This window comes from Streptomyces sp. WAC06614 (assembly GCF_003949795.1).
Taxonomy (GTDB): domain Bacteria; phylum Actinomycetota; class Actinomycetes; order Streptomycetales; family Streptomycetaceae; genus Streptomyces.
Genome location: NZ_RPRY01000385.1, coordinates 1 through 6,157 on the forward strand (window position 1 = coordinate 1; position 6,157 = coordinate 6,157).

Here is a 6,157-nt window from a genome sequence, read left to right on the forward strand (position 1 = left end):
CGTCCGCGCGGGATCGGTACACGAGGCGGAGGGATCCTGGCCGCCTGCCGCGGCGGAAGGGGCGGGGGTCGGGGTGGCGGTCATGGGGCGGGCCTTTCGGCGGACCGGGACAGCAGGGCACCGAGCCGCGCCGGTCCTGCGCCGGCCGGACGTGGGGGTGCGGTGTCGGCCCGGTCGGCGGCCGCCAGCAGGGCCGTCACCGTGGCTTCCCAGGAGGCCAGGGCGTGGCGCGAGCGGTAGGCGAGCAGGGCCTCCAGGGACGCGCGGGGCAGCCGGAGCCAGCCCGCGCCCGGGAAGTGCTGCTCGATCATCTCGCGCCAGACCGCCACGGGCAGCCGGACCGGGGCCTCGCGGTCCCAGCGCACGGGGGCGACCTGGAATCCCCCGGGACCGGTGAACGCGGTGCCGGAGAACAGCAGGAGCAGCGGGGCCTCCCCCTCGCGCAGGGCCTCGAAGTAGCGGGTGGCCGCGATGTCCATGTCGTACGTGCACGGCACGGGCAGTTCGATCTCCGCGGAGCCGGTGAACGAGGGCACCATCAGCGGCACCAGGGCGAACTGCAGCGGCTGGAGCGTGGTGGCCCACCGGGAGCGTTCGCCGAACAGGTCCGTGAGCCCGGCCGCCTCCTGGTCGCCGTACGAGCGGCGGGCCGGCTCGATGCGGAGCTGGCAGCGCAGGGCCAGGGCGTGCACCCGGGTCTGCGGAGGGGCGGTGATGCGGAGCCGGAACAGGAGGGTGGGTCCGGCGGCGTAGGGGTCGGCGCGTACGCCGGTGCAGGTGAAGTCGAGGTCCGTCACCGGCGTCCCTCCGCGGCCCCGGCCGGTGTCCCGGGGTCCATGGGGCGGGCCCGCCGTGCCACCTCGGCGAAGAACTCCCGCAGGGCGGAACGTGCTTCGGCGCCGCCGTCGAAGCCCTGCCACAGCAGGCGCATCCGGCCGACGAGTTCGTAGCAGATGTCGATCGGCACCAGGTGGCAGCCGGTCCCGCCGTCCGGCCCGGCCGGGCCCGCAGGACCCGCAGGCCCCGCCGGGACCGGGGAGCCGTGGGTCGTGGACCGGTGCAGCAGCAGGGCCTCGACGTCCGGGCGCAGCAGCCCGGCCAGCGGGGTGGCCGCCCGGACCGCCTGCCACTGGCCGGGGTCGAGTGCGCTCTCGGTGGCGCCGGCCGGGCTGGGGTAGAGGGCGACGGGACGGTCGAGGGCGGCGTTGTGGAACAGGAACGCCACGCCGACCGGGATCCCGAGCAGGTCCCAGGCGGTGGCGTCCAGCCGGTGCCCGGGGTCGGACAGGTAGCGGTCGGGGACGGCCCGGTACCGCCCGGTGGCGGCGCCGGGCCGGTCGAAGAGGAGGGCGCAGGACCGGCAGGCGCACACCAGCGCCCGCCGCTCGGTCTCCACCAGGTGGCGGTGGCCGTCGCCGGCCACCGCCGTCCCGCACAGCTCGCAGACGTCCGGACGGGGCGGCCGCGGCCCGGTGAACCGGCGCAGCCCGCCCGGCCGCCGCAGCGCGACGGCCGCCGCGCCCGGCGCGGGGGCGGTCACGGGACCCGCGCCGGGGGCCGGCTGCCGATCTGGAGCAGCGGTCGCGCGGGGGCGGCCGGCTCCAGTTCCACCGCGGTCACCTCGGGCGCGAGCCCGGCGAGGGCCTCCTCCAGCGCCCGCGCGTCGGGTCCGCCGCAGCCGCAGCCGCCGCCCGGGGCGGCGGGGCGCAGGCGCGCCACGCCGGTGTCCGGGTCGAAGCCGACCAGTTCGACCGACTCCCGGCCGGCCGCCAGGACACGGCCGATGCGGGTGGGGACGTCCTCGGGGTGCAGGTCGTGCAGGGCGAGCAGGCCGGCTGTCAGCTCGTCGTCGAGCAGGGCGGCCAGCCGGGGGGCGTCGAGCTCCGCCACGATCCGGGCGAGGCCGGCGCCGTAGAACTCCATGAGGACCCGGACGAGTTCCTCGGCGGCGCCGTACGCCGTGCGGTCGCCGGCCGCGGCCAGCCCGTCGAGGATCTCCTCCACCCGGCGTCCCGCCACGCGGGCGTCGGCGGGGCCGGCGGCGGCCGTCGCACCGCCGGGGCTCGGGGCGCCGGGCGTCGGGGCGCCGGGCGTCGGGGCGGGGGCCGTGGCTCCGGCGGTCGCCGTCATCCGGCCAGTCCGCTCAGGCCGGTGGGCACGTGCATGTGCTTGACGGTCTTCCCGCCGCCGACGTACATGTGCACCCCGCACGGCAGGCACGGGTCGAAGCTGCGCACCGCGCGCATGATGTCGATGCCCTTGAAGTTCTCGGGCGGGTTCTCCTCGAAGATCGGCGTGTTCTGCACCGCGTCCTCGTACGGTCCCGGGGTGCCGTAGGTGTCCCGGACGCTGGCGTTCCAGGGAGTCGGCGGGTACGGGTGGTAGTTGGCGATCTTCCCGTCACGGATGACCATGTGGTGCGAGAGCACCCCGCGCACCGCCTCGGTGAACCCGCAGCCGATGGACTCGTCGGGCACCTCGAACTTCTCCCAGGTCTGGGTGCGTCCGGCCCGGACCTCGGCGAGTCCCTGTTCGGCGCAGTGCAGGGCGACCGCGGCGGCGTAGGCCTGGAAGTAGGTGCGGGCGCGGTTGCGCTCCAGCGCGTTGCTCCACTGCGGGATCTTCCACTCGAAGGTGGTCTCCGGCTTGGTCATCGAGCGCGGCAGATTGATGATCACACTGTGGCCGGTGGCCTTGACGTAGCCGATGTCGACCAGTCCGGACAGGGCCGTGGACCACAGCCGGGCGATGGGGCCACCGCCGGTGTCCAGGGCCAGGTGGTCCTTGCCGTCGAACCAGCGCGGGGACATCACCCAGCTGTACTTGTCGTCGAAGTTCCGCTTCTGCGGCGCCGGGATGGTGTGCTGGTTCCACGGGTGGCGCGGGTCCACCGGGTTGCCGAGCGGGTCGTGCGTGACGAACTGCTCCTGTCCGGCCCAGTCGTCGTAGTACGAGCTGCCGAGCAGGATGCGGATGCCGAGGTTGATCCGTGTCAGATCGTTGGTGACCAGTTTGCCGTCCACGACCACGCCCGGGGTGACGAACATCTTCCGTCCCCAGTCGGTCATGTTGGCGTAGGTGAAGTCGCAGTACTCCGGATCGTTGAGCGCGCCCCAGCAGCCCAGCAGGACGCGGCGCCGGCCGACCTCCTCGTAGCCGGGCAGGGCCTCGTAGAAGAAGTCGAACAGGTCGTCGTGGAGGGGCACGACGCGCTTCATGAACTCCACGTACCGCATCAGGCGGCTCATGTAGTCGGTGAACAGCTGGACGGAGGCGATGGTGCCGACGCCGCCCGGGTAGAGGGTGGAGGGGTGCACGTGGCGGCCCTCCATCAGACAGAACATCTCGCGCGTGTACCGGCTGACCTGGAGGGCCTCGCGGTAGAACTCGCCCTCGATGGGGTTGAGGGAGCGCATGATGTCGGCGATGGTGCGGTAGCCGTGGTCGGCGGCGTGCGGGGCCTCGGTGCGCTCGGCGAGTTCGAGGACGCCGGGGTTGGTCTCGCGGACCATCTTCTCGCAGTAGTCGACCCCGACCAGGTTCTCCTGGAAGATGTTGTGGTCGAACATGTACTCCGCCGACTCACCGAGGTTGATGATCCATTCGGCGAGGTGGGGCGGCTTGACGCCGTAGGCCATGTTCTGGGCGTACACCGAGCAGGTCGCGTGGTTGTCACCGCAGATGCCGCAGATGCGGCTGGTGATGAAGTGTGCGTCGCGCGGGTCCTTGCCCCGCATGAAGACGCTGTACCCGCGGAAGACCGACGAGGTGCTGTAGCACTCCGCGACGCGCTTCTGCTTGAAGTCGATCTTGGTGTGGATGCCGAGACTGCCCACGATCCGGGTGATCGGATCCCAGGCCATCTCGACGAGGCCACTGCCGTCACCGGCCGCCTTGGTCTTCGGAGTCATCGTCTGTGCCGTGAACCTTCCGGGTTGCGCTGCGCGGGTGGAGGGGGGACCGGGTGCGGAACGGGTCGGGGTGAGCACCGGTACGCGGTACGGGCGCTCGCCCCGGGGTGCTCACCAGGGCGGCCGGTAGCCGGTGGAGAGCTTGGTGCCGGTACGCCGCCACTTGGGCTCCTGGTCCGCCGTGTGGCCGGTGAGGGAGCGGAGCCGCCGGATGACCGCGCCGTAGGCACCGCTGGCGGCGACGGACACCCGGGCCCCGGGCGGCTCGTCCATGAACGGCATGAACTTGTCGGGGAAGCCCGGCATGGTGCAGGCGATGCAGATGCCGCCGACGTTCGGACAGCCGCCGATGCCGCTCATCCAGCCGCGCTTGGGCACGTTGCACTTGACGACCGGTCCCCAGCAGCCCAGCTTGACCAGGCACTTGGGCGAGTCGTAGGTGTGCGCGAACTCGCCCTGCTCGTAGTAGCCGGCCCGGTCGCAGCCCTCGTGCACCGTGGCGCCGAACAGCCAGGTCGGGCGCAGCTTGTCGTCGAGCGGGATCATCGGCGCCGATCCGGCCGCCTGGTAGAGGAGGTAGGTGAGCGTCTCGGAGAAGTTGTCCGGCTGGATCGGGCAGCCCGGCACGCACACGATCGGGACCCCGGCGTGCGACGTCCAGTTCCAGCCCAGGTAGTCGGGCACGCCCATCGCGCCGGTGGGGTTGCCCTCCATGGCGTGGATCCCGCCGTACGTGGCACAGGTGCCGATGGCGACGACGGCGAGCGCCTTGGGCGCCAGCCGGTCGATCCATTCGCTGGTGGTGATGGGCTGGCCGGTCTCCGGGTCGTCGCCGAACCCGCACCAGTAGCCCTCGCGCTTGATGCTCTCGTTCGGGATCGATCCCTCGACGACGAGCACGAAGGGGTCGAGTTCGCCGCGCTCGCCCTTGAAGAACCATTCGATGAAGGTGTCGGCGCCGCCGACCGGACCGCACTCGAAGTCGATCAGCGGCCAGTGCACCTGGATCTTGGGCAGGCCCGGGAGGGTGCCGGTGACGATCTCCTCGATGCTGGGCTGCATCGCGGCGGTGAGCGCGACGGAGTCCCCGTCGCAGCTCAGACCCGCGTTGATCCAGAGGATGTGGATCGTCGGATCGTCCGCCGTGACCGGCGTCGTCGCTGTCGCTGTCGCTGCGTCCATGCGGACTCTCCTCGGAGGAGGGGTGCGGGGTGGGAGGGGACGGTGGGGCCCCACCCTTCTTGCTAGCAGGGGGCGGACCGGGGTGCCGCGCGTTGTACCGCCGGTCCGGTGAACCGGCCGGGCAGGGGGACGGCCCCGACCGGGGGCACCGGACGCTGGCGGGCCGGCTCGGCGAGGTGGGCGGGGGTCCCCGTCGGCGGCTCCTTGCGGACGAAGGCGCGGCGCAGGGCGTGGTACGGGGCGTCCGGGTCGTCGAAGACGGCGCGCATCCGGGCCAGCTCGTCCGCCCGGTACGCGGCGAGCGGTCGCTCGGCCTCGTGCCGCTCACGTCGTGCCTTCTTCTCGGCGATCCGGGCCTGGAGGCCGGGGGCGGTGGCGAGGCGCTGCGCGAGCCGGGCGGTCTCCGTGGCGAACTCCTGGGGGCCGCAGTGCAGGGTGCGGTCGCTCAGCCCCAGCCGCCGGGCCGCGGCGGAGCCGACGGGCAGGGCGTCGGCCATCAGCCGTTCCGCGGTGGCGGTGCCCACCCGGCGCGGCAGGGTGTACGTCCAGTACTCGGAGCCGTACAGGCCCATCAGACGGTAGTGCGGGTTGAGCACGACCCCGGAGCGGCACCAGACCTCGTCGGCGGCCAGGGCGAGCATGGCGCCACCGGCGGCGGCGTTGCCGCCGAGGGCGGCGACCACCAGGCGGTCGGTGGTGGTCAGCACCGCCTCGACGAGGTCGTCGACGGCGTTGATGTTGGCCCAGGACTCGGCGGCCGGGTCGGCCGCGGCCTCGATGACGCCGAGGTGGATGCCGTGGGAGAAGAAGTCCCGCCCGCCGCCGAGCACGAGCACGCCGGTGGGCCGGGCGCAGGCGGCCCGGTACGCGGCCAGCAGGCGCCGGCAGTGGTCGGTGCTCATGGCCCCGCCGGGGAAGGAGAAGCCGAGGAACCCGGCCGCGCCCTCCTCGCGGTAGGTGATGTCGGACCAGTCGGGGCCACCGGCGCCGGGATCCACGGGGATCGGGGCGCCCGGGGCGCCGCGGGTGCCCGGGGCGCCCGGGGCGGGGAGCTCGGGTAGGTC

Annotated in this window: 6 protein-coding genes; all 6 read right to left on the reverse strand. The window is 73.3% G+C overall.

The window, feature by feature from the left end:
* Window positions 1–80 precede the first annotated feature (80 nt).
* A complete protein-coding gene (locus EF918_RS31275) occupies window positions 81–797 on the reverse strand; it encodes a DUF6084 family protein (protein ID WP_125652298.1) in 717 nt (238 codons plus the stop codon).
* Window positions 794–1,540 (reverse strand): DUF5947 family protein, encoded by a 747-nt coding sequence (locus EF918_RS31280; protein ID WP_185922003.1) that lies wholly within the window; start codon window positions 1,538–1,540, stop codon window positions 794–796. The genes EF918_RS31275 and EF918_RS31280 overlap by 4 nt, the downstream gene beginning before the upstream one ends.
* Window positions 1,537–2,130 carry a hypothetical protein gene (locus tag EF918_RS31285; RefSeq protein WP_260610834.1) on the reverse strand — a complete coding sequence of 198 codons (594 nt, stop codon included), beginning with the start codon at window positions 2,128–2,130 and terminating at the stop codon, window positions 1,537–1,539. Before EF918_RS31285 ends, EF918_RS31280 begins: the two co-directional genes overlap by 4 nt.
* Window positions 2,127–3,911: a nickel-dependent hydrogenase large subunit gene (locus EF918_RS31290; protein ID WP_125652299.1), complete on the reverse strand. Its 1,785-nt coding sequence runs from the start codon at window positions 3,909–3,911 to the stop codon at window positions 2,127–2,129. The genes EF918_RS31285 and EF918_RS31290 overlap by 4 nt, the downstream gene beginning before the upstream one ends.
* A gap of 111 nt (window positions 3,912–4,022) precedes the next feature.
* Entirely contained in the window at window positions 4,023–5,093 is a 1,071-nt protein-coding gene (locus EF918_RS31295; protein ID WP_125652300.1) for a hydrogenase expression protein HypE, read from the reverse strand.
* Window positions 5,094–5,155: 62 nt separating this feature from the next.
* Window positions 5,156–6,157, reverse strand: a 1,002-nt coding sequence (locus EF918_RS31300) for an enoyl-CoA hydratase/isomerase family protein (RefSeq protein WP_260610835.1), incomplete at its 5' end; no start/stop codon positions are given.

Coding starts and splice junctions, on each gene's coding strand:
- EF918_RS31285 (WP_260610834.1), bottom strand. CDS start 2,130: ATGACGGCGACCGCCGGAGCCACGGCCCCCGCCCCGACGCCCGGCGCC.
- EF918_RS31290 (WP_125652299.1), bottom strand. CDS start 3,911: ATGACTCCGAAGACCAAGGCGGCCGGTGACGGCAGTGGCCTCGTCGAG.
- EF918_RS31295 (WP_125652300.1), bottom strand. CDS start 5,093: ATGGACGCAGCGACAGCGACAGCGACGACGCCGGTCACGGCGGACGAT.